This window comes from Enterobacter sp. WCHEn045836 (assembly GCF_003965585.1).
In the GTDB taxonomy this organism is placed as follows: Bacteria; Pseudomonadota; Gammaproteobacteria; order Enterobacterales; family Enterobacteriaceae; genus Enterobacter; species Enterobacter dissolvens.
This window is the reverse complement of the sequence record NZ_RXPT01000013.1, coordinates 1-20,238: the sequence shown is the minus strand read 5'-3', so window position 1 is coordinate 20,238 and position 20,238 is coordinate 1. Positions and strand designations below refer to the sequence as shown.

The window sequence follows — 20,238 nt, the reverse complement described above, 5'->3', positions numbered from 1 at the left end:
AAAAATTAAGATGCGTATTTAAAGTGTTAAGGAGTGTATTTAATTAACTTTATAAACAAGAGGTTACATAATTATGAATTTTTTATTTTGTGATCACATTCAATTTTTGCAAAATGTAACGTTTAAACCAACCCTCAACAAACAAAAAAAAATCCCGGTTATTTCTGTAAAAGCAGAAACAACCGGGAACTTTTCTTTTTAGTTAATTGTCGCGCTTATTTTAAATTATTCGGGAAGTCTTTTGGCAATTCACTGGCAGCACACGCAATTACGCTGTCATCGTTGGCTCCGCAGTCGCGCACAAAGGTAATAGTGGCAAACTCATCAATCACTTCCGTTGGATAGGCCGGGCCCGCATCGCGATAGCTGTTCATCAGCGGAATGTGATCGTTCTGGAAACAGACGGTTTTTTCCGGGTTGTTCATGACCCAACGTGGGAAGAAGATGGTGCCATGGAACAGTTTGTCGCCCAGGTTCACAATCAGGCTAACATCGGTGCCGGTGGGTTCGGTCCAGGAGATTTTATAAATACTCTCACCTACGCGAACAATGTATACCCGCTGATCTTTTACCCAACGATTACCCACCAGACCGCTGTGAATACGGTAGTCGATGGTCTTTTCATTCTTGATATAAATCTCGTAGTTCCAGCCGTTATCGTAGGTATAAACCAGATGTTTGCCGATGAAGCCGCTTAAGTCATGTTTGTCGAAGGTGCTCATAAGATGTCTCCTTTGTTTTGATGAGACGATCGTACCCCTTCAAAAAATGAATGAATAACGCTATGTTTGAATCAAATTCATCCAAATTTTAGATTAATTATGCACAAGACGACGCTCGAACAATGGTCTTTGCTGGAGAGAGTGGTGGACGCGGGCAGCTTTGCAAGAGCAGCGGAAGAGACGCACCGCAGCCAGTCTTCCGTCAGCTATAACCTGTCGCTGTTGCAGGAACGGCTGGGGGTGGCGCTTCTGGTGCAGGAAGGGCGCCGGGCGGTGTTGACCCCTGCCGGGGAACTGCTTCTCAACCAGGTCAAACCGCTGCTGAAAGCCTTTGCCTACGTTGAGACGCGGGCGGCTACCCTGCGCAACGGAATGCGCACGCGACTGGATCTGGTGGTGGACAATATCTTCCCCCGCCGGCGTTTGTTCGCCATCCTGCGTCAGTTCCAGCAGTTGTACCCGCAAACGCAGGTGCGCCTCACCGAAGTGCTGGAAAATACCCGCGCCGATGCCATTAACGATGAAGCCGATGTGATGATCCTCACCCGCCGCCAGGATATTACCGGGCTGGGCGAATGGCTGATGAATATCGACTTTGTCGCCGTGGCCCATCACCAGCATCCCCTCTTTCAGCTCGACGCCCCGCTTAATGACGACATGCTCCGCCCGTGGCCGCTGATCCAGATTGCAGACAACCACTCTTCCGCGCGCGCTGCCGGAGGCTCATGGACCTTCTCCACCATTGACGCCGCCATTGAGGCGGTGATGTCGCAGGTGGGTTACGGCTGGCTGCCGGAGGAGCGCATTCAGGCTCAGCTGGATCAAGGGGTGCTGAAGATGCTGCCGCTCAGTCACGGCGTGCGTCGGGCCACGCCGCTGCACCTGATCGTTAAGCGCTCCCTTAACCCGCTGGACGAACAGGTTGAGACCCTGTTGCGCCTTTTTAGCCAGGAGCCGTCATCGTCACCTGCTACGCTTTAAGGTCCGAACGTTAAAACGATAAGGAGCAGAGGATGAAAATCGACTTTACGGGAAAAGTGGCGCTGATTACCGCCTCCACCGGCGGGATCGGCTTCGCCATTGCCAGAGGGCTGGCCGAAAGCGGTGCGGAAGTGATCGTCAATGGCCGTAGTACGGAGTCGGTGAATAAAGGTATTCAGCAGCTGCAGCAGGTGGTGCCGGGCGTGCAGGTGCGTGCCGCGATAGCCGATCTCAGCACGCCGGAAGGGGTCGAGTCGCTGCTGAAGGTGGCGAGCAACGTCGACATTCTGGTCAACAATGCCGGGATTTACGGGCCGCAGGATTTTTACGCCACCGACGATGACACCTGGGAGCGTTACTGGCAGACCAACGTGATGTCCGGCGTGCGTCTCTCACGCGCGCTGCTGCCCGGCATGGTGCAGAAAGGCTGGGGCCGCGTGGTATTTATCTCCTCCGAGTCGGCCTGCAATATCCCGGCGGACATGATCCACTACGGCGTGACCAAAACGGCGCAGCTCTCGCTGGCACGCGGACTGGCGAAGTTCGTGGCGGGCAGCGGCGTGACGGTCAACAGCGTATTGCCGGGGCCGACGATGTCTGACGGATTCGCGGAGATGATGAAAGACGAGATCGAAAAAACCGGTAAATCGCTGGAACAGCTGGCAAAAGAGTTTGTGATGGCCAACCGCCCCAGCTCGGTGATCCAGCGTGCGGCCACGGTTGAAGAGGTGGCCAATATGGTGGTGTATGTCTGCTCAGCGCAGGCCTCCGCCACCTCGGGCGCGGCGTTACGCGTCGACGGTGGCGTGGTGGATGACATTATCTGAGTGGTCAGGTCTCACTGCCTGCAACCCGGCGGGCAGTAATATAGCGCGCCTGCCAGTAGCTATCGTTCAGGGTGGACACCGTCACGCCCTGACTGCTTGAGGCATGAATAAACTGGCTACCGCCAATATAGACGCCCACGTGCTTTTGGTTCGGGCCGGTCCGGAAGAACACCAGATCCCCGGCCCGAAGCCGGTACTGTGCCACCTTCACGCCACGATGGATCTGCTCGCTCGTCGTACGCGGCAGGCTGAGATGCGCGGCATCGCTGAACAGATGTTGCATCAGCGCGGAACAGTCCACCCCGCGATGCGTGGAGCCGCCCCACTGATAGTGCGTGCCTTTCCATTTCTGATACTGGTCAAGAATACGTGAGCGCAGCGGAGCCGCTTGCGGGTGAAGCAGCGCCGATTTCGCCGGCGTTCCCGCGAGGTCGTGGTTCATCGATAGCATGGATGCGGGCAGTTGAAAACTGAACGCGGAAAACGAAGCAAAACTTAACGAGAGTATTGAAATAAGCGATCTGAACGTCATATCAAGAGAGAAAAAGTGAGTGAATTTTTCCTTACCGGTGGAGGCCAACGTTCCTCCCAAATATCTTTCGATGCGGCGATAATATAGACAGCTCACTTTTTACCCAATCTTTATCGGGTCTGTTTTTGGACTCCTCGGTTGGGTCGCAAGAATGAGAAAAAAAAGCGCATGGTTTAAGGACTGTGGCGCCAAAGCAGGTAAACTAATGAGCAGAATGTGTATTTCAGCTAAGACGTATTTATGACCAATATGATTGCCGACGAGGCCGTGGCCAAATCCAACGTGCTCTCTGTCTTCGACTTTGATGGAACGTTAACGCACCACGACAGCTTCATCCCTTTCCTGCGTTTTGCCTTCGGCAAACGTTATTTCGCAGGCCGTCTGGTGCGTATGGCGCTACCGACGCTGCACTGCGTGCGCCGCAAGCTAACGCGCGATGAGCTGAAAGAGGTACTGATTAAGACCTTCCTGACGGGCGTGGATGAGCACTGGCTACGACAGCAGGCGGAAGCGTTTTGCGAAAAATACTGGGACAAGCTGATGCGCCCCGAAGGGGTGCTGGCGGTGGCGGCTGAAGTGAACTCCGGTGCGGAAGTGACGATCTGCTCCGCCTCTCCTGCTCTGGTGCTCCAGCCGTGGGCTGACAAACTCGGCATCAAGCTGATTGGCACGCAACTGGAAGTGAAAAACGGCAAGCTGACCGGGCGCATTACCGGCAACAACTGCCGCTGCGCCCAGAAAGTCGCCAGACTGGAAAAGGTGTATGGCAATCTGAACGCGTACCACCTGCGCGCCTGGGGTGATACCCGTGGCGACCATGAACTGCTGGCGGCTGCGCAGGATCCACACTGGCGGCACTTCCATCATCCGCGCAAGCGCCGCAACTCACCGATTAAGGGTTAGGTGCGGTCTGGTGCCCTCACCCCGGCCCTCTCCCACAGGGAGAGGGAGAAGAGCGGTGCATCAGGCCTCACGTTTCCCAGGGAACATCACGCTCGCAATAATCCCCAGCGCCAGCACGCCTAATACCACGAACAGACTGGTCGTCGCGCCAATGCTGTAGCCGTGGTGCCAGAAGTGGTCCGTCGCATTCAAACCGAGCTTGAACGCCACGAAGAACAGCAGCAGGACCACCGCTTTCTCCAGATGAACCAGATATTGCTTCAGCGCTTCCAGTACGAAATAGAGCGTACGCAGGCCGAGGATGGCAAACATCATGGCGCTGTAGATAATCAGCGGCTCGCGGCTGACGGCGATAATGGCCGGTACGGAGTCAAACGCGAACATCACATCGGACAGCTCCACGACCGCCACGCAAAGCAATAATGGCGTCGCGTAACGCTTCGCTTTTTTGACGCGCCCAACCATCACGTCCTGATTTTCCGGTTTTTCCAGCTCCGCATCCACCTCTTTCTGCGTCAGAATGAAGGCGTGGCTGCTGATTTTCGGCCAGACAGGATAAAAACGCTTCACCAGCCGATAGGCCAGATGCCCGGAGTAATCTTCAACCTCGTCGCTCTCTTCGTTGCGCCTGAGCATCATCACCGCCGTCCAGCCAACAACCAGCGCGAAAATAACCTCCACGTACGGCCCCAGACTCAGCAGGCTGGTCCCAATGGCCACGAAGATACCGCGGAAGACAATGGCCCCCAGTACGCCCCAGTAAAGCACGCGGTGACGGTACTTATCTGGTACACCGAACCAGGCGAAAATCGCCATCATCACAAACAGGTTATCGACCGAGAGCACCTCTTCCAGCGCATAGCCGGTGAGGAACAGGCTAGCCATCTCGGCGCCGTGATGAACATACAGGAACCCGGCAAACGCCATCGCCATCGAGAACCAGAAAACGGACCACATCGCGGCACTTTTCAGCGAGACAGGCTTATCGTGACGGTGCATGAAGAGGTCGATAAACATCGCCCCGACAGCCATCACCACAAAGACAACAACGGTTTCCGTCGGGAAACCGAGATGAGCAGCAGACATACACAACCCTTTTTTAGAGGCAAAACACAAAAACCATGCAGACTGGCATATGCCAGCAGAGAAAAAGATGGAACGGTTTTACACCGGTTCCCCCTTCAAACCGCAGCTCTGTGGCTGCGCAAGGCGTGTACTTTACCTCACAATGTGGGGTGACGCATCTGCCGTTTAGGCGCTTTGCGTAACGCGCCTGATATGTGAGTCACCTCTTATTTACATAATTTAAACCTTCCATTCACTGGATAAAAATAACGCAACGTCGCTATAGTGGTTTTGTTAAATAAAACTGAGTTGTACCTGATAAAACCAAGAACAGACCCTGCGAGGACACAATGACAGAACAAACGCGTTATGGCGCTACCACCAGTGAGGGGATAGAAAAGGAGACGATGCGGAAGGTCATCTGGCGTATCCTGCCGTTTCTCATCGTCAGCTATCTGATCTCCATTATCGATCGCGGGAACATCGGCATGGCATCGCTGCAGATGAATGAGGATCTCGGTCTCAGCAAAGCGGCATTTGGTTTCGCCAGCAGTCTCTACTTTGTGGCCTATTTTTTGTTTGAAGTGCCAAGCAACCTGGCGATGCAAAAAGTCGGCGCACGACTGTGGATCCCGCGCATCATGATTAGCTGGGGCATTGTGTCCATGTGTATGTCGCTGGTCCAGAACACCACGTCGCTCTATATCGTCCGTTTTCTTCTCGGCGCCGCAGAGGCGGGCTTCTTCCCTGGCGTCGTGCTTTATCTGACCTGGTGGATCCCTTCCCGCTATCGCGCACGCATTATTGCCTCCTTTATGGTCGCCATCCCACTCGCCAACTTCATTGGCTCCCCACTCTCCGGGCTGATTCTGTCAATGGATGGCTGGTTGGGTCTTCGCGGCTGGCATCTGCTGTTTATCATTGAAGGTTTGCCCGCCGTACTGCTCGGCATTGCCGCCTGGTTTATTCTCCGCGATCGCCCTCATCAGGCGAACTGGCTCAGCAGTGAACAAAAGCAATGGCTGGAAACCACGCTGGAAAACGAGCGCAATCAGCAAAAGAATATTGGACATCAAACGACGTGGCAGTTATTGAAACATCGCCAAATCTGGCTGCTGGCGCTGATTTACGCTGGCGCATCGTCTGCTGGCACCACCATCAGCGTATGGTCTCCTCAACTGCTGAAATCCTTCCATCTCAATAATCTTGAGACAGGTCTGTTCAACGCCATCCCGTACGGTCTGGCATCCGTACTCATGATTGTATGGGGACGAAGTTCTGACCGAACCAACGAACGCCGCTGGCATACTGCGCTGACGCTTTTCATGATTGCCGCAGGCGTATTTGCCGCATTTGTCAGCGTCTCCCTTGCTGCCACCATTGTTATTCTCAGCATCATGCTCATCGGCGCTTATTCAATGAAAGGGCCTTTCTGGGCGCTGGCGTCCGGCTGGATGAGCAGTACCTCGGCGGCTGCAGGACTCGCCGCAATTGGCGCTATTGCTAACCTGATCGGCGGCGCGGTCATGGTCAATGCATACGGTATTATTAATGAGCGGACGGGCAGCTACACGCTGGCGATGCTTCCGCTGGCGGCGCTGTGTGTGGCGGGAGGTATCGCAGTACTCATTATGGGACGACAGGCCCGTAACGCTCAGCTACACGAAAATCAGGTCACGCATTAGCAATGACAAAAGCGGGACGCGTGTCCCGCTTTTCGTTAACGGTTTTCTTCCGCTGTGTCGCTCGTTTCCCCGTAGAACTGCTGACAGAAGGGCTTACTGGCCCCCATTTTCTGTGACAGGCGGCTGGCGGTGTCGTGCATCAACTGACGAATACCTTGCTCCCTGCGATCTTCCGTCAGTCGTGAGATGGGACCGGTCAGTGCCAGCGCCGCAATCAGTTTGTCATGAACGCCGAAGACGGGCATCGCAAACGCAGCGGTATGGGGATCGCGGGCACCTGCCGTGTAGAGCGGAAGCGCAGGCTCACCGCCCGGCAGGGGCTCATTGAGGCCCCAATGGCGTAGAACCTTACTGATAGCAGAATCGTCCAGCGGGAACTGGGTGCCGGGGAGATTGCTGTGACGGAGCCCATGTGACGCTTCTGCCCTAAACAGGCACAGACGTTGCCCGCCTTCTAATACATACCAGCTGGCGCTCTCCTGGGAAGCCAGAGACAAGGCCTGAAGTTCCGGCTGAACCACCCGGGAAAGATGGAAAGATTGTTCATACAGCTTACCGAGATAAAGCAGACGAGGGCCAAGCGCATAATTGCCGTCATCATGCCTGACGACATAGTTCATCCGTTCAAGAGAGTTCATTAAGCGGTAAACCGTGGTTTTGTGGTAACCCGATAGCTGCGCCAGGGCGGTTAACGTCAGGCTTTCATCGCCAGGACGGAAGCAATCCAGTAAAGCCAGCGCTTTTTCAACCGCTACAACGCCTTCATTCCCCATCATTATCTCCTTTTCAGCCCGGCAGAGAGTGTACCTCAAATTTTGTGAGTCACTTCGTGTTTACATCACAAACCCCTTCTCAGGTCTGGCTAAAAGGAAAGCAACACCGCTATAGTTGTTTTGTATTGTACACCTGCATTGTACACAGTAAAACAATATGGAGAGCGTCATGTCCGTTTCTGAAAAATCATTGATCAATCGCCAGTTCGAACGCGTTTCAGCTGAAGAGGTCCGCCAGGCCGCCGAATATCAGGCTGCCATACTGGCGGATGTCGCCGGGCGCCGCGGTACGCTGCATGGACGAATCAAACCGTTGGCATCGCACATGGCCGTTGCGGGTCCGGCAGTTACCGTTGAGGTGCGTCCCGGGGATAATCTGGCCATTCATGCCGCGATGGCCGTTGCCCAGCCCGGCGATGTGCTGGTCGTCGATGGCAAAGGCGATCTGAGCTGCGCGCTACTGGGTGAAATCATGGCAACCCAGGCTCAGGCGAGCGGTATTGCAGGGATCATTATCGACGGAGCGGTACGTGACGCCGACACACTGAGCAAGGGTAACTATCCCGTTTTCTCTGCGGGTCTGAATCCCTGCGGCCCGACAAAGTCCATTTCTGGCCGGGTGAACCATCCCATTTCCGTTGCCGGGGCGACAGTGCAGGCCGGAGATTTGGTCGTGGCCGATATCGACGGCGTGGTGGTGATCCCACGCGAGGACGTTAAGCAGATAATCCGTCTGGCAAAAGAGAAGCTCGAGATGGAGACCAAACGTCTCGCTGCTATCCGTGAGGGCGATTTACGCCCACACTGGCTCAATGACGCGCTGCGTAAGGCGGGCATGCTGGCAGACGGGGAGACGCTGTAATGACTAATAAGAAGGTAGTCCTGGTAACCGGGAGCGACCTGGCAGAGCAAGCCATGGCGATATTGCACGACTTTGAGGTGGTATTTGCGGGTCGTCAGCCCACGGAGGATGAGCTGATTGCACTGTGTGAACAATATAATCCGGTGGCAATACTGGTACGTTACGGCAAGATTAGCGCGAAAATCATGGATGCAGCACCAGCCCTGCAGGTTATTTCCAAGCACGGAAGCGGGATCGATGTGATAGACCAGGTGGCAGCGGCTGAGCGTAATATCGCCGTCCGCTCTGCACCGGGAGCTAACGCGGCGGCGGTGGCGGAACACACCTGGGCGTTGATTCTCGCCTGCGCCAAATCGGTGGTATCTCTGGACACGCGACTGCGCGAAGGGCACTGGGACAAAGCCACGCATAAATCCATCGAACTGGAGGGGCAAACGCTGGGGCTGATCGGGCTGGGGGCGATTGGCTCGCGGGTGGCGAATATTGGTCACGTCTTTGGTATGCGGGTTCTGGCTTACGATCCCTTCGCTAAAACAATGCCTGACGTGTGCCAGCGCACTGACACCCTGACCGACCTTCTTTCCCGTTCCGATGTGATTTCGTTGCATTGTCCGCTCACCGACGAAAATCGGGGCATGATCAATGCAGAGACGCTCGCATACGTTAAGCGAAACGCTATTCTGGTGAATACGGCACGCGGCGGCTTGATTGACGATCGTTCATTGCTCGCGGCGCTAAAGAATCGAACCTTGCACAGCGCGGGGCTGGACAGCTTTACCCGTGAACCCCTGACCGCCCCGCACCTCTGGCAAGGGGTCGAGAACGTCATTATCTCCCCTCATATTGGCGGCGTCAGCGCAGCGTCGTATATCAAAATGGGTACTGTGGCGGCCAGCAATATTGTAGACGTTGTGCGTGAAGCTGAAGAAACAACGCTTACCGCGAGCCGCTAATCCAAAATGGACTCCCTCAGGGCTTCTCTGCCAGCGCCTGCGCACACGCCCAGGCACTGGCCCACGCCCACTGGAAGTTATACCCACCGAGCCAGCCGGTCACATCCATCACTTCACCGATGAAGTAGAGCCCCGGCACGTTGCGCGCTTCCATGGTGCGAGAGGAGAGCTCATTCGTGTCGACGCCGCCCAGCGTGACCTCCGCCGTGCGGTAGCCTTCGGTGCCGTTGGGCTGCACACGCCAGTTTGTCAGGGTCTCTACCAACGTCTCCTGCTCGCGGCTGTTAAGCTGCTTAAGGGAAACATCCGGGATCTGCCCTAACCCCTGCAAACACTCCACCAGACGCTTTGGCAACGGCATCGCCAGGGTATTTTTCAGGCTCTGATTCGGGTGCGCCGCACGCTGTTCATTGAGGAACGCATCCAGATCGCACTCCGGCAGCAGGTTAACCGTGACGAACTCGCCCGGCTGCCAGTAGCTGGAGATTTGCAGCACCGCCGGTCCCGAGAGGCCACGATGGGTAAAGAGCAGGTTTTCGCGGAACACCGTTCCGTCTTCGGCGGTAATAACGGAAGGTACAGAAACGCCAGAAAGCGTCTGAAGCTGTTCCAGAAGCGGTTTGTGCAGAGTAAAAGGAACCAGTCCCGCACGCGTTGGCAGCACCTTCAGGCCAAACTGCTCGGCAATTTTGTAGCCGAATGGCGAGGCGCCCAGCCCCGGCATCGACAGACCACCGCTGGCAATGACCAGGTTATCGGCGCTGACGGTTTCACCGTTGAGCTGCAGCGTATAGCCCTGCTCGTCGCGCGCCACCTCCAGCACTTCCGTGCGCAGGCGCATCACCACGCCGCCCTTCTCGCACTCGGCCACCAGCATATCGACAATCTGCTGCGCGGAGTCGTCGCAGAACAGCTGTCCCAGCGTCTTCTCATGCCACGCGATGCCGTGCTTACCCACCAGCTCGATAAAGTCCCACTGGGTATAACGCGCCAGCGCAGATTTACAAAAATGGCGGTTCTGGCTCAGATAGGCCGCAGGTTCGACATACAGGTTCGTAAAGTTGCAGCGACCGCCGCCAGACATCAGGATCTTGCGCCCAGGCTTTTTACCGTTATCCAGCAGCAGCACGCGACGACCCGCCTGTCCGGCCATCGCCGCACAAAACATACCCGCCGCACCGGCGCCAATTACCACGGCATCAAACCTTTCCACGTCAAAACCCTCTTTGTTCACTGCCGCGGATTGTAAAGTTTCCTCTGTGGTCACACCAGCGTAAAAAGATATTACAAAGCCATTTCATTGAAATTTAAAGAATATCCTTTCAGGCACTTTTCCCAAATCAGGTGGTATGTCAAAAAAAGTCTATATTTCACTTTGCCCGCCGCGCATTTGTCCTGGATAATGCGCCGCGTTCATGTCCTCAAAATGGCGTAACGTCCTATGCTACATTTGTTTGCCGGCCTGGATTTACATACCGGGCTTTTATTATTGCTTGCTCTGGTTTTTGTACTGTTTTACGAAGCGATCAACGGCTTCCACGACACTGCAAACGCAGTAGCAACGGTTATCTACACTCGCGCAATGCGATCGCAACTGGCGGTCGTGATGGCGGCGGTATTTAACTTTTTTGGTGTCCTTCTGGGTGGACTGAGCGTTGCGTATGCCATTGTGCATATGCTGCCAACGGATCTGCTGCTTAACGTAAGTTCTGGCCATGGCCTCGCTATGGTGTTCTCAATGCTGCTTGCTGCAATTATCTGGAACCTCGGTACCTGGTATTTCGGCCTGCCTGCATCCAGTTCTCACACCCTCATCGGCGCCATTATCGGTATCGGGTTAACCAACGCCCTGATGACCGGCACTTCCGTCGTTGATGCGCTGAATATCCCGAAAGTATTGGGCATTTTCGGCTCTCTGATCATCTCGCCTATCGTCGGTCTGGTGGTTGCAGGTGGGTTAATCTTCATCCTGCGTCGCTACTGGAGCAACACGAAAAAACGTGCGCGTATCCACCTGACGCCAGCAGAGCGTGAGAAGAAAGACGGCAAGAAAAAGCCGCCATTCTGGACACGTATCGCCCTGATCATCTCCGCCATCGGCGTGGCCTTCTCTCACGGTGCGAACGACGGCCAGAAAGGCATTGGTCTGGTGATGCTGGTACTGATTGGTGTTGCGCCAGCGGGCTTCGTGGTCAACATGAATGCTTCCGGATACGAAATCACCCGTACCCGTGATGCCATCAACAACGTTGAAGTTTACTTCCAGCAGCATCCCGATCTGCTGAAGAAAGCAACCGGCGTTGACCAACTGATCCCGTCTCCTGAAGCGGGTGCGACCACCGCACCAGGTGAGTTCCACTGCCATCCGGCTAACGCGATTAACGCGCTGGAACGTGCCAAGGGCATGCTGGGCGATATCGAAAGCTACGACAAACTGGCCGTTGAACAGCGTGGTCAGTTGCGTCGCATTATGCTCTGCATCTCTGACGTGACCGACAAAGTCGCGAAGCTGCCAGACGTGAATGCTGACGACAAGCGTCTGCTGAAGAAACTGAAAAGCGACATGCTCAACACCATTGAGTACGCGCCAATCTGGATCATCATGGCTGTCGCGCTGGCACTGGGTATCGGTACGATGATTGGCTGGCGTCGTGTGGCAACCACCATCGGCGAGAAGATCGGTAAGAAAGGCATGACCTATGCGCAGGGCATGTCCGCGCAGATGACGGCGGCGGTCTCTATCGGTCTGGCAAGCTACACCGGTATGCCGGTCTCCACCACCCACGTACTCTCTTCGTCCGTGGCAGGTACCATGATTGTTGATGGCGGCGGTCTGCAACGCAAAACCGTGACCAACATTCTGATGGCCTGGGTGTTTACGCTTCCGGCATCTATCCTGCTCTCGGGTGGGTTGTACTGGATTGCGCTGAAGCTGATTTAATTGGCTGAAGGCGACAAAAAAGCGGGTCAGGAAACTGACCCGCTTTTTTTATGCTCAGTGCCAAATCATTAAGGCAATCATACTGACGACGACCAGGCCACACAGGGCGCTGGTCAAAATGAACTGGCGACGCAGGCGCTCGCAGCGGCGGATAAACTCTTCATCATGATGATCCCGGTAACGCTGGTAATAGATATATCCCACCAGACGCATCTGCTTGCTGGGCTGTCCATGCGAGGTGAAGAACCCTCCACCGTCCACATACTGATAAAGCAACGGATCGCAACCACGAAGTACCACTAACAGCGCACGTAACGATGAGAAGTAGCGCGCCATATTCACTATGCAAACTACGCATAACGCCCAAAACAATGCGACGGTGCTAATCATACATCCTCCCCGGCGTCCGCCCACGAAGCAAGGCTTCTGAGCTACCGCACCCCAATGCCCTGACAGACAGTTCAGTGAAAGAATGACCAAAAGTCGATCCGGTTCGCGTTTTAATATCCGAACGGCTCATTAAATAGTGTAGGAGATCCGTTAATTTTTTTGCCACAAGGTTAATCGTTATCAACACCAAAGCTTGAAAATTTTGTTTAACTGGGCCGTAATGAAAGCATCAGACGACGGCTTTCTGTTTAGTCATCGATAACTTAAGGAAGGAGTAACACTATGGCTTACAAACACATTCTCATCGCGGTAGACCTCTCTCCGGAGAGCAAAGTGCTGGTTGATAAAGCAGTATCCATGGCACGTCCCTACAACGCGAAAGTTTCGCTGATTCACGTTGATGTGAATTACTCCGACCTTTACACCGGTCTGATCGACGTTAATCTCGGCGATATGCAGAAGCGCATCTCCGAAGAAACTCACCACGCCCTGAGCGAACTGTCCACCAACGCGGGTTACCCGATCACTGAAACCTTAAGCGGTAGCGGCGATCTGGGCCAGGTGCTGGTCGATGCGATCAAGAAATACGATATGGATCTGGTGGTTTGCGGTCACCATCAGGACTTCTGGAGCAAGCTGATGTCCTCAGCGCGTCAGCTGATCAACACCGTTCACGTGGATATGCTGATTGTTCCACTGCGTGATGAAGAAGACGAGTAAGTGCATTAAATTCCCCTCCCCCTAACCCTCTCCCACAGGGAGAGGGAAGGATCGAGCCCCTCGCCCCTATGGGGAGAGGGGTTGGGGTGAGGGGATATAAATATCAAACCGGTGCCCTTTGGTGGTCACCGCGTTGGTCGTCGCAACGTCCGCCAGCGGCGGCGCGTAGTCCGGGCGCTTCACCACCACCCGCTTCGTCGCGAGCTGACGAGCAGGCTCCAGCAGGCCGTCCGCATCCAGATCCGGCCCCACCAGCGACTGAAACACCCGCATCTCTTTTTTCACCAGCGCGCTTTTCTGCTTATGCGGGAACATCGGGTCGAGATAGACCACCTGCGGGCGCGGGGTGATATCGGTCAACGCCGTCAGGCTGGAGACGTGGATCAGCTGTAAACGTTCCTGCAACCACGGGCCGATTTCCGGGTCCGCGTAGCCACGGGTCAGGCCGTCATCCAGCAACGCGGCCACCACCGGATTGCGCTCCAGCATTCGCACATGACAGCCCACCGAGGCCAGCACAAACGCATCACGCCCCAGCCCTGCCGTGGCATCCACCACGTCCGGAAGATAGCTTCCCTTGATACCGACCGCTTTGGCCACCGCTTCACCGCGGCCACCGCCAAACTTGCGCCGGTGTGCCATCGCGCCCCCGACAAAATCGACAAAAATCCCGCCAAGTTTCGGTTCGTCGCGCTTACGTAATTCGAGATGCTCTGGCGTCATCACCAGCGCCATCAGGTTTTCTTCATCGTGCTCCAGCCCCCAGCGGGCCGCCAGAACAGATAAGGCGCCGTCTCCGGCGCCTGTTTCATCCACTAAGCAGATCTTCACGTAGCAATCAGCCTTTGATCCCGTAATGCTCCAGCATCGCATCCAGCTGCGGCTCGCGGCCACGGAAGCGTTTGAACAGCTCCATCGGCTCTTCTGAACCGCCGCGGGTCAGGATGTTATCGAGGAACGACTGACCGGTTTCACGGTTGAAGATCCCTTCCTCTTCGAAGCGAGAGAAGGCATCCGCCGCCAGGACATCGGCCCACAGGTAGCTGTAATAACCTGCCGCATAGCCGCCCGCGAAGATGTGGCTGAACGCGTGTGGGAAGCGACCCCAGGTTGGCCCTGGAATAACCGCGACCTGCTTTTTAATCTCAGCCAGCGTTTCGAGGATTTTTGCCCCCTGCGCCGGGCTAAACTCGGCGTGCAGGCGGAAGTCGAACAGGCCGAACTCCAGCTGGCGCAGAATAAACATTGCCGCCTGGTAGTTCTTGGCAGCCAGCATTTTATCCAGCAGTTCTTTCGGCAGCGGTTCACCGGTCTCGTAGTGGCCGGAGATAAACGCCAGCGCGTCCGGCTCCCAGCACCAGTTTTCCATAAACTGGCTTGGCAGCTCGACCGCATCCCACGGCACACCGCTGATACCGGCCACGCCTGCAGTTTCGATCCGGGTCAGCATATGGTGCAGACCGTGACCGAACTCATGGAACAGGGTGATCACTTCGTCGTGGGTGAACAGCGCAGGCTTGCCGTTTACCGGGCGGTTGAAGTTACAGGTCAGGTAAGCGACCGGCTTCTGCAGGGAACCGTCCGCTTTACGCATCTGGCCGACACAGTCATCCATCCACGCCCCGCCGCGCTTGTTCTCACGGGCGTAGAGGTCGAGGTAGAAGCTGCCACGCAGTTCGTTTTTCTCGTCATACAGCTCGAAGAAACGCACGTCCGGGTGCCAGACGTCGATATCGGTACGCTCTTTGGCGGTGATGCCGTAGATGCGTTTCACCACTTCGAACAGGCCGTTAACGGCTTTGTTTTCCGGGAAGTACGGGCGCAGCTGCTCGTCGCTGATGCTGTAGAGGTGCTGCTTCTGTTTTTCGCTGTAATACGCGATGTCCCACGGCTGCAGCTCATCCACGCCGAACTCCGCTTTGGCGAAGGCGCGCAGCTGGGCCAGCTCTTTTTCACCCTGAGGACGGGCGCGTTTCGCCAGATCCGTCAGGAAATCGAGCACCTGCTGCGGGTTCTCGGCCATTTTGGTGGCGAGGGATTTGTCCGCGTAGCTGTCAAAGCCCAGCAACTGTGCCAGCTCGTGACGCAGGGCGAGGATTTCCGCCATCACCGGGCTGTTATCCCACTTCCCGGCATTCGGCCCCTGATCGGAGGCGCGGGTGCTGTAGGCGCGGTACATCTCTTCACGCAATGCCTGGTTGTCGCAGTAGGTCATCACCGGCAGATAGCTTGGGATATCCAGGGTTAACAGGAAACCGTCCTGCTCTTTCGCTTCGGCCTGGGCTTTTGCCGCCGCCAGTGCGCTTTCCGGCATACCCGCCAGCTCTGCTTCATCGGTGATCAGCTTCGTCCAGCCCATGGTGGCGTCGAGCACGTTGTTGCTGTACTGGTTACCCAGCTCAGACAGACGCGCCGCGATTTCGCCATAGCGAACCTGCTTCTCTTTTGGCAGGCCAATCCCGGACAGTTCAAAATCACGCAGGGCGTTATCGACGGATTTTTTCTGCGCGGTGTTCAGTTCGGCATAGTGGTCGCCGTCGCGCAGATCGCGATACGCCTTGTAAAGCCCCTCGTGCTGGCCGACCCAGGTGCTGTACTCAGAGAGCAGCGGCAGGGTTTGTTCATAGGCTTCACGCAGCTCCGGGCTGTTTTTTACCGAGTTGAGGTGGCTTACCGGGGAGAAGATACGCCCCAGCACGTCATCCACTTCGGCCAGCGGCTGACACAGATTTTCCCAGGTGTACGGCCCGCCCTGCGCGACCACGCTTTCTACCGCCGCGCGGCAGTTGTCCAGCGCTTGCGTAACGGCTGGAACCACATGCTCAGGGAGGATTTTAGAAAACGGTGGCAACGAAAAAGGCGTCAGTAATGGATTGGTCATAAACGCTGTCCTGTTGAATTTGATGAATGAAGCGCGCATCCGGCGCTGTGCATATGGTTCAGTAATGGGGTTAAGTGTAGAGGATTTCAATGCCGGGCGTTGCGCTTTCGCGGCCGTGGAAACTTTTCTGTATACTGTGGCGATACGCTCTATTTTTGCCCGATGGCGCTACGCTTATCGGGCCTACGTTGACTACCCGGAACACATTCATCCATGCTCAGTTATCGCCACAGCTTTCACGCAGGCAACCACGCCGACGTCCTCAAACACACCGTTCAGAGCCTGATCATTGAATCACTCAAAGAGAAAGAGAAGCCGTTTCTCTATCTGGACACCCACGCGGGCGCGGGCCGCTATCAGCTGAGCGGCGAACACGCCGAGCGTACCGGTGAATATCTGGAAGGGATCGCCCGTATCTGGCAGCAGGACGATCTGCCTGCCGAACTGGAGCCATACATTGGTGTGGTGAATCATTTCAACCGCAACGGCCAACTGCGCTACTACCCAGGCTCGCCATTGATTGCCCGTCAGCTGCTGCGTGAGCAGGACAGTCTGCAACTGACCGAGCTGCACCCAAGCGATTTCCCGCTGCTGCGTTCTGAGTTCCAGAAAGACAGCCGCGCCCGTGTGGAAAAAGCCGACGGCTACCAGCAGTTGAAAGCCAAGCTGCCGCCGGTCTCCCGTCGCGGCCTGGTGCTGATCGACCCGCCATACGAAATCAAAACCGACTATCAGGCGGTGGTGACCGGCATTAACGAAGGTTACAAACGTTTTGCGACCGGCACCTATGCCCTGTGGTACCCGGTGGTTCTGCGCGCGCAAATCAAGCGCATGATCAAAGATCTGGAAGCGACCGGCATCCGCAAAATCCTGCAGATTGAGCTGGCCGTCCGTCCGGACAGCGACCAGCGCGGCATGACCGCCTCCGGCATGATTGTCATTAACCCGCCATGGAAGCTCGAAGCGCAGATGAACAACGTTCTGCCGTGGCTGCATAAAACCCTGGTGCCTGCCGGGACAGGTCACGCCACCGTCAGCTGGATCGTGCCAGAGTAATCGCAGCCATCGGTGGAAACTATTGATTTCAGGTATACAATCGCGGCAATTCACGATTAAGGATAAAAGCTATGACTAAGCATTATGACTACATCGCAATCGGCGGCGGTAGCGGCGGCATCGCCTCCATCAACCGTGCGGCCATGTATGGCCAGAAGTGTGCGCTGATTGAAGCCAAAGCGCTGGGCGGCACCTGCGTCAACGTGGGTTGTGTACCGAAAAAGGTGATGTGGCATGCGGCGCAAATCCGTGAAGCCATCCATATGTATGGCCCGGATTACGGCTTTGACACCACGATCAACCACTTCAACTGGGACAAACTGATCGCCAGCCGTACCGCCTACATCGACCGCATTCACACCTCGTACGACAACGTGCTGGGTAAGAACAACGTAGATGTGATCCACGGCTTCGCCCGCTTTGTGGACGCGAAAACGATCGAAGTGAACGGGGAGACGATCACTGCCGATCATATCCTGATCGCCACCGGCGGCCGTCCGAGCCACCCGAACATTCCGGGAGCCGAATACGGCATCGACTCCGACGGGTTCTTCGAGCTGCCTGCCCTGCCTGAGCGCGTTGCCGTGGTGGGCGCGGGCTATATCGCGGTCGAGCTGGCTGGCGTGATTAACGGGCTGGGCGCTGAAGCGCACCTGTTCGTGCGTAAACACGCGCCGCTGCGCAGCTTTGATCCGCTGATCGTCGACACCTTAGTGGAAGTGATGAACACCGAAGGTCCAACCCTGCATACCAACGCCGTGCCAAAAGCGGTGATTAAAAATGCAGACGGCAGCCTGACCCTGGAGCTGGAAGATGGTCGCAGCCAGACCGTCGACTGCCTGATCTGGGCGATTGGCCGTGAACCGGCGAACGATAACTTCAACCTCGGCGTGACAGGCGTGAAAACCGACGAAAAAGGCTATATCGTCGTCGATAAATTCCAGAACACCAGCGTGCCGGGCATTTACGCGGTGGGCGATAACACCGGTGCCGTTGAACTGACCCCGGTAGCCGTTGCGGCAGGCCGTCGCCTTTCCGAGCGCCTGTTCAACAACAAGCCGGACGAGCATCTGGACTACAGCAACATCCCGACCGTGGTCTTCAGCCACCCGCCAATCGGCACCGTCGGCTTGACCGAGCCGCAGGCGCGCGAGCAGTATGGCGACGACCAGGTGAAAGTGTATAAATCGGCGTTTACCGCGATGTATACCGCCGTCACCTCGCACCGTCAGCCGTGCCGCATGAAGCTGGTCTGCGTCGGCCCGGACGAGAAGATTGTCGGTATCCACGGCATTGGCTTTGGCATGGATGAGATCCTGCAGGGCTTTGCGGTGGCGCTGAAGATGGGCGCGACGAAGAAAGACTTCGACAACACCGTGGCGATCCACCCGACGGCGGCGGAAGAGTTTGTTACCCTCACACGTTAGTGTAGAAATTTTAGCTATACATATTTCTCTGGAAAACTGTAAAACTGGCATTACGTGCGTATTTGGTCAGTTTTACATATACCCAGAAGAATGTATGACACTGATAAATATCTTTGCAGCCTCAAATTCAATTTGTGAAGCCTCTATTGATGATTGATTACAACTTTGCCCTGCGGGAAAATCATTTGGAGCGACGCCCCCCTCTGGGACGTCCCCGTAAAATACCAGACAGTAGATGTATCTCAGAATAAGAGATAGGCTTAAATATATGTCTAACTCAGTTCTAATTTAGAGATGACAGGAATACTATTGGGGCAAGAGTTCCGTAAGAGTAAGCCTCGCGAGAGAAGATAGCCATTATTCAGCAGACCATTGAACCAGGTATGTCCGCCTCACATGTTGCTCGTCTGCATGGACTGACCCCATGCCTGTAGACAAATTCTGTCCTCACGACGAGGCCTGTTCGAAGGCCTCCGGACTGACGCAGCCGAGATGACTGTGACGCCGGGCCCTGTTGTAGAGCGCTTCAATGTAATCGAAGATTTCCGCCCGGGCCAGATCCCGGGTTTTGTATATTCTCTTTCTGATGCGTTCTTTTTGTAAGCGTCTAGCCACTGCCTGCTGTGATTCTGGTTCCGGGATCGATAGCTTAGAGCTCCATCTAATTTAGAAAGAGCTCTATTCATGGAAAATACTGCCGACTGGCGAACTGAATCCCGCACTGTTTATTCTAATGACTTTAAACTTCGTATCGTTGAGCTGGCGTCTCAACCTGGTGCCAATGTTGCTAAGATCGCCCGCGAAAACGGTGTTGCTCACAATCTGATTTTTAAGTGGCTGCGTATGTGGCAAAACGAGGGGCGAGTATCACGTCGCCTGCCTGCAACCGTCACCCCGCCTTCAGAGCTTTCACTGCTACCTGTCGAGATCGTATCTGAACCGGCAGCATCAGATACCAGTTCCGGGCAATGCCCGTTGAATGCTTCCTCCTGCTGTGTGGAGTTCCGCCACGGTAAAATAAGCCTCGAAAACCCCTCGCCGGAGCTGCTTGCCGTGTTGTTGCGTGAGCTGACCGGGAGAGCGCCAGGATGATTAACCTTCCAGCAGGTACCCGAATCTGGCTTGTTGCCGGGGTCACCGATATGCGTAAATCCTTCAATGGCCAGGGAGAGCTAGTCCAGCATGTTCTTGATGACAATCCGTTCTCCGGCCACCTGTTTATCTTCCGTGGCCGCAAAGGCGATACCGTAAAAATCCTCTGGGCGGATGCAGATGGCCTGTGCCTGTTGACCAAACGTCTTGAAGAAGGCCAGTTCATCTGGCCTTCTGTACGCGATGGCAAAATCGCGATCACCCGCTCACAGCTTGCCATGCTCCTCGATAAGCTGGACTGGCGTCAGCCAAAAACAGCACGCCTTAACTCACTGACAATGTTGTAAAAAGAACATGACCGCATTATAAATAGGGTCATGAGTCAGGACTATCTCGCCCGTATCGCCGCGCTGGAAGACGCGCTTCGT

At 55.5% G+C, this 20,238-nt stretch carries 20 protein-coding genes and 2 pseudogenes; 13 read left to right on the top strand and 9 right to left on the bottom strand.

Annotated elements, in window-relative coordinates; translation table 11 throughout:
* Window positions 1-215: 215 nt before the first annotated feature.
* Window positions 216-722, bottom strand: a complete 507-nt coding sequence (locus tag EKN38_RS17400; RefSeq protein ID WP_014833628.1) for a phenolic acid decarboxylase — start codon at window positions 720-722, stop codon at window positions 216-218.
* A gap of 99 nt (window positions 723-821) precedes the next feature.
* Here EKN38_RS17400 and EKN38_RS17395 point away from each other — a divergent pair, with 99 nt between their 5' ends.
* Window positions 822-1,703 (top strand): LysR family transcriptional regulator, encoded by an 882-nt coding sequence (locus EKN38_RS17395; RefSeq protein WP_043951710.1) that lies wholly within the window; start codon window positions 822-824, stop codon window positions 1,701-1,703.
* Window positions 1,704-1,735: 32 nt separating this feature from the next.
* Window positions 1,736-2,530: an SDR family NAD(P)-dependent oxidoreductase gene (locus EKN38_RS17390; protein WP_014833630.1), complete on the top strand. Its 795-nt coding sequence runs from the start codon at window positions 1,736-1,738 to the stop codon at window positions 2,528-2,530.
* A gap of 4 nt (window positions 2,531-2,534) precedes the next feature.
* Here EKN38_RS17390 and EKN38_RS17385 read toward each other — a convergent pair whose 3' ends face one another.
* Window positions 2,535-3,062, bottom strand: a complete 528-nt coding sequence (locus tag EKN38_RS17385; RefSeq protein WP_043951711.1) for an NlpC/P60 family protein — start codon at window positions 3,060-3,062, stop codon at window positions 2,535-2,537.
* A 240-nt stretch (window positions 3,063-3,302) separates the two neighbouring features.
* Here EKN38_RS17385 and EKN38_RS17380 point away from each other — a divergent pair, with 240 nt between their 5' ends.
* Entirely contained in the window at window positions 3,303-3,965 is a 663-nt protein-coding gene (locus EKN38_RS17380; RefSeq protein ID WP_014833632.1) for an HAD family hydrolase, read from the top strand.
* Between the two features lie 60 nt (window positions 3,966-4,025).
* Here EKN38_RS17380 and EKN38_RS17375 read toward each other — a convergent pair whose 3' ends face one another.
* Window positions 4,026-5,051 (bottom strand): TerC/Alx family metal homeostasis membrane protein, encoded by a 1,026-nt coding sequence (locus EKN38_RS17375; RefSeq protein ID WP_014833633.1) that lies wholly within the window; start codon window positions 5,049-5,051, stop codon window positions 4,026-4,028.
* Window positions 5,052-5,380: 329 nt separating this feature from the next.
* Between EKN38_RS17375 and EKN38_RS17370 the strand changes: the two genes are divergently transcribed.
* Window positions 5,381-6,715 carry an MFS transporter gene (locus EKN38_RS17370; protein WP_043951712.1) on the top strand — a complete coding sequence of 445 codons (1,335 nt, stop codon included), beginning with the start codon at window positions 5,381-5,383 and terminating at the stop codon, window positions 6,713-6,715.
* A gap of 35 nt (window positions 6,716-6,750) precedes the next feature.
* Here EKN38_RS17370 and EKN38_RS17365 read toward each other — a convergent pair whose 3' ends face one another.
* Window positions 6,751-7,488 carry an IclR family transcriptional regulator gene (locus tag EKN38_RS17365; RefSeq protein WP_014833635.1) on the bottom strand — a complete coding sequence of 246 codons (738 nt, stop codon included), beginning with the start codon at window positions 7,486-7,488 and terminating at the stop codon, window positions 6,751-6,753.
* Window positions 7,489-7,657: 169 nt separating this feature from the next.
* Here EKN38_RS17365 and EKN38_RS17360 point away from each other — a divergent pair, with 169 nt between their 5' ends.
* Window positions 7,658-8,350, top strand: coding sequence for an RraA family protein (locus EKN38_RS17360; protein WP_014833636.1), 693 nt, complete (start codon window positions 7,658-7,660; stop codon window positions 8,348-8,350).
* Window positions 8,350-9,303: a hydroxyacid dehydrogenase gene (locus EKN38_RS17355; protein ID WP_014833637.1), complete on the top strand. Its 954-nt coding sequence runs from the start codon at window positions 8,350-8,352 to the stop codon at window positions 9,301-9,303. The genes EKN38_RS17360 and EKN38_RS17355 overlap by 1 nt, the downstream gene beginning before the upstream one ends.
* A gap of 16 nt (window positions 9,304-9,319) precedes the next feature.
* Here the strand turns inward: EKN38_RS17355 and EKN38_RS17350 are convergent, their stop codons facing one another.
* Entirely contained in the window at window positions 9,320-10,516 is a 1,197-nt protein-coding gene (locus tag EKN38_RS17350; RefSeq protein WP_014833638.1) for an NAD(P)/FAD-dependent oxidoreductase, read from the bottom strand.
* A 228-nt stretch (window positions 10,517-10,744) separates the two neighbouring features.
* Here EKN38_RS17350 and pitA point away from each other — a divergent pair, with 228 nt between their 5' ends.
* Window positions 10,745-12,244 (top strand): inorganic phosphate transporter PitA, encoded by a 1,500-nt coding sequence (gene pitA, locus EKN38_RS17345; RefSeq protein WP_014833639.1) that lies wholly within the window; start codon window positions 10,745-10,747, stop codon window positions 12,242-12,244.
* Between the two features lie 54 nt (window positions 12,245-12,298).
* Here the strand turns inward: pitA and uspB are convergent, their stop codons facing one another.
* Window positions 12,299-12,634 carry a universal stress protein UspB gene (gene uspB, locus EKN38_RS17340; protein ID WP_003861224.1) on the bottom strand — a complete coding sequence of 112 codons (336 nt, stop codon included), beginning with the start codon at window positions 12,632-12,634 and terminating at the stop codon, window positions 12,299-12,301.
* A gap of 282 nt (window positions 12,635-12,916) precedes the next feature.
* Between uspB and uspA the strand changes: the two genes are divergently transcribed.
* Window positions 12,917-13,354 carry a universal stress protein UspA gene (gene uspA / locus EKN38_RS17335; RefSeq protein ID WP_003861223.1) on the top strand — a complete coding sequence of 146 codons (438 nt, stop codon included), beginning with the start codon at window positions 12,917-12,919 and terminating at the stop codon, window positions 13,352-13,354.
* Window positions 13,355-13,420: 66 nt separating this feature from the next.
* Here the strand turns inward: uspA and rsmJ are convergent, their stop codons facing one another.
* Together rsmJ and prlC are read right to left on the bottom strand one after the other, a co-directional pair.
* On the bottom strand, window positions 13,421-14,185 hold the full coding sequence (gene rsmJ, locus EKN38_RS17330) for a 16S rRNA (guanine(1516)-N(2))-methyltransferase RsmJ (RefSeq protein ID WP_043951713.1): 765 nt from the start codon (window positions 14,183-14,185) through the stop codon (window positions 13,421-13,423).
* A 7-nt stretch (window positions 14,186-14,192) separates the two neighbouring features.
* Window positions 14,193-16,235 carry an oligopeptidase A gene (gene prlC, locus EKN38_RS17325; RefSeq protein ID WP_014833641.1) on the bottom strand — a complete coding sequence of 681 codons (2,043 nt, stop codon included), beginning with the start codon at window positions 16,233-16,235 and terminating at the stop codon, window positions 14,193-14,195.
* A 213-nt stretch (window positions 16,236-16,448) separates the two neighbouring features.
* On the opposite strand from prlC, the gene EKN38_RS17320 reads away from it, so the two are divergent.
* From EKN38_RS17320 to EKN38_RS17310, 3 genes and pseudogenes are all read left to right on the top strand, one after another.
* Entirely contained in the window at window positions 16,449-17,291 is an 843-nt protein-coding gene (locus EKN38_RS17320; protein ID WP_014833642.1) for a 23S rRNA (adenine(2030)-N(6))-methyltransferase RlmJ, read from the top strand.
* A 71-nt stretch (window positions 17,292-17,362) separates the two neighbouring features.
* Entirely contained in the window at window positions 17,363-18,718 is a 1,356-nt protein-coding gene (gorA, locus tag EKN38_RS17315; RefSeq protein WP_126522489.1) for a glutathione-disulfide reductase, read from the top strand.
* A gap of 294 nt (window positions 18,719-19,012) precedes the next feature.
* Window positions 19,013-19,149 (top strand): annotated as a pseudogene (locus EKN38_RS17310) (IS3 family transposase); the annotation flags it as partial.
* Window positions 19,150-19,165: 16 nt separating this feature from the next.
* On the opposite strand, the pseudogene EKN38_RS17305 reads toward EKN38_RS17310, so the two are convergent.
* Window positions 19,166-19,321 (bottom strand): annotated as a pseudogene (locus EKN38_RS17305) (IS3 family transposase); the annotation flags it as partial.
* Window positions 19,322-19,402: 81 nt separating this feature from the next.
* Here EKN38_RS17305 and tnpA point away from each other — a divergent pair.
* Together tnpA and tnpB are read left to right on the top strand one after the other, a co-directional pair.
* Entirely contained in the window at window positions 19,403-19,810 is a 408-nt protein-coding gene (gene tnpA / locus EKN38_RS17300) for an IS66-like element accessory protein TnpA (RefSeq protein ID WP_126522487.1), read from the top strand.
* Window positions 19,807-20,157, top strand: a complete 351-nt coding sequence (gene tnpB / locus EKN38_RS17295) for an IS66 family insertion sequence element accessory protein TnpB (RefSeq protein ID WP_126522484.1) — start codon at window positions 19,807-19,809, stop codon at window positions 20,155-20,157. Before tnpA ends, tnpB begins: the two co-directional genes overlap by 4 nt.
* Window positions 20,158-20,238: the final 81 nt, after the last annotated feature.

Bases quoted from the DNA above. Each gene is read 5' to 3' on its own strand.
- EKN38_RS17400 (WP_014833628.1), bottom strand. From the start codon at position 722: ATGAGCACCTTCGACAAACATGACTTAAGCGGCTTCATCGGCAAACAT.
- EKN38_RS17395 (WP_043951710.1), top strand. From the start codon at position 822: ATGCACAAGACGACGCTCGAACAATGGTCTTTGCTGGAGAGAGTGGTG.
- EKN38_RS17390 (WP_014833630.1), top strand. From the start codon at position 1,736: ATGAAAATCGACTTTACGGGAAAAGTGGCGCTGATTACCGCCTCCACC.
- EKN38_RS17385 (WP_043951711.1), bottom strand. From the start codon at position 3,062: ATGACGTTCAGATCGCTTATTTCAATACTCTCGTTAAGTTTTGCTTCG.
- EKN38_RS17380 (WP_014833632.1), top strand. From the start codon at position 3,303: ATGACCAATATGATTGCCGACGAGGCCGTGGCCAAATCCAACGTGCTC.
- EKN38_RS17375 (WP_014833633.1), bottom strand. From the start codon at position 5,051: ATGTCTGCTGCTCATCTCGGTTTCCCGACGGAAACCGTTGTTGTCTTT.
- EKN38_RS17370 (WP_043951712.1), top strand. From the start codon at position 5,381: ATGACAGAACAAACGCGTTATGGCGCTACCACCAGTGAGGGGATAGAA.
- EKN38_RS17365 (WP_014833635.1), bottom strand. From the start codon at position 7,488: ATGGGGAATGAAGGCGTTGTAGCGGTTGAAAAAGCGCTGGCTTTACTG.
- EKN38_RS17360 (WP_014833636.1), top strand. From the start codon at position 7,658: ATGTCCGTTTCTGAAAAATCATTGATCAATCGCCAGTTCGAACGCGTT.
- EKN38_RS17355 (WP_014833637.1), top strand. From the start codon at position 8,350: ATGACTAATAAGAAGGTAGTCCTGGTAACCGGGAGCGACCTGGCAGAG.
- pitA (WP_014833639.1), top strand. From the start codon at position 10,745: ATGCTACATTTGTTTGCCGGCCTGGATTTACATACCGGGCTTTTATTA.
- uspB (WP_003861224.1), bottom strand. From the start codon at position 12,634: ATGATTAGCACCGTCGCATTGTTTTGGGCGTTATGCGTAGTTTGCATA.
- uspA (WP_003861223.1), top strand. From the start codon at position 12,917: ATGGCTTACAAACACATTCTCATCGCGGTAGACCTCTCTCCGGAGAGC.
- prlC (WP_014833641.1), bottom strand. From the start codon at position 16,235: ATGACCAATCCATTACTGACGCCTTTTTCGTTGCCACCGTTTTCTAAA.
- EKN38_RS17320 (WP_014833642.1), top strand. From the start codon at position 16,449: ATGCTCAGTTATCGCCACAGCTTTCACGCAGGCAACCACGCCGACGTC.
- gorA (WP_126522489.1), top strand. From the start codon at position 17,363: ATGACTAAGCATTATGACTACATCGCAATCGGCGGCGGTAGCGGCGGC.
- tnpA (WP_126522487.1), top strand. From the start codon at position 19,403: ATGGAAAATACTGCCGACTGGCGAACTGAATCCCGCACTGTTTATTCT.
- tnpB (WP_126522484.1), top strand. From the start codon at position 19,807: ATGATTAACCTTCCAGCAGGTACCCGAATCTGGCTTGTTGCCGGGGTC.